Raw genomic sequence first — 1,234 nt, 5'->3', positions numbered from 1 at the left:
TATGATCATTGCACAGCTAACAATCGGAGCGTGCAATGCCTTGGAAGGAGAGTTCCCGGATGTCTTCTCGTCTCGAATTTGCTCGCTTGGCGACCGCACCTGATGTGAACATGCAGGCCCTTTGCCAGTCTTTCGGCGTCAGCCGTAAGACTGGCTACAAGTGGCGTGATTTGTACCTTAAACACGGCGAAGAAGGATTGGAAGACCGGTCCCGCCGTCCGCATTCATCGCCCAAGCGCAGCACGGACGAATTGGAGGCGGCGGTTGTAACGCTGCACGATGAGCACCCATGCTGGGGCGCACGCAAGCTCAAGGCGCTGCTGCCCGAAAAATTCGGCGCCCCGCACCCGAATACGATCTCAGCCATTTTACGTCGCCACGGCAGGCAGTTAGTGCCTCTTGCAGATGTGACGAATCTGGCCAAAGGTCGTTTCGAACACCCTGCACCAAACCAGCTCTGGCAGATGGATTTCAAGGGGCATTTTGCCCTGACCGACGAGAAGGCAGGACGCTGCCACCCGCTGACGATTCTGGACGATCACTCGCGATACTCAGTCTGCTTGACCGCTTGCAAAGGAGAAGATGGCCAGACGGTAAAGGACGTGCTGACGCAGACGTTTCGCACCTATGGCATGCCCGAGCGGATCACTTGTGACAACGGCACGCCTTGGGGAACGGGTGGTCACGGCACGTTATCACGGCTGGAAGTCTGGCTTATTCGCCTGGGAATTCGTGTCGGCCATAGCACGCCATATCATCCGCAAACCCAAGGCAAAGCCGAACGGTTTCATCGAACGCTCAAGCGCGAACTACTCAACCGCTTTGGCTTCAGTTCGATCAGTGCGTGCCAGGAGGCCTTCGACCGCTGGCGCGACCAATACAACCTGATTCGGCCGCATGAAGCGTTAGAGCAAAAGACACCGTCGACCCGCTACGCCCAAAGTGCTCGTCTCTTCCCCGCCGAACTGCCGCCCGTTGAGTACGACGAAGGCGAAACCGTGCGCACCGTACGCCGCCACGGCCAAATCAGCTACAAAGGCGGAGTGTATTTCGTCGGAGAGGGACTGTACGAACAGAACGTCGCCATTCGACCAACAGAAAACGATGGCGTCCTAAGCATCGTTTTCTGTCACAAAGAAGTCGGCAGAATCGACCTCACTCGACGCTAAAATGACGGCTAGGTAGTGTCACCCATGTCTCTAGACATGTGTTACCTATGTCCCTGTGCTATACA

The 1,234-nt window shown here is 56.5% G+C and carries 1 protein-coding gene; it reads left to right on the top strand.

Translation table 11 applies throughout. From position 1 onward, the window contains the following. The first annotated feature begins 59 nt into the window (after positions 1 to 59). Positions 60 to 1,169, top strand: coding sequence for an IS481 family transposase (locus tag NX784_RS28710; RefSeq protein ID WP_258820082.1), 1,110 nt, complete (start codon positions 60 to 62; stop codon positions 1,167 to 1,169). The last annotated feature ends 65 nt before the right edge of the window (positions 1,170 to 1,234 follow it).

The sequence above is a fragment of the Massilia pinisoli genome, from assembly GCF_024753285.1.
Classification (GTDB): Bacteria; Pseudomonadota; Gammaproteobacteria; order Burkholderiales; family Burkholderiaceae_D; genus Telluria; species Telluria pinisoli.
Note: the sequence above shows the minus strand (reverse complement) of the source record. Positions and strands in the feature narration are given on the sequence as shown.

What these genes read in the sequence shown, in the direction of transcription:
- NX784_RS28710 (WP_258820082.1), top strand. Translation starts at nt 60, where the DNA reads ATGTCTTCTCGTCTCGAATTTGCTCGCTTGGCGACCGCACCTGATGTG.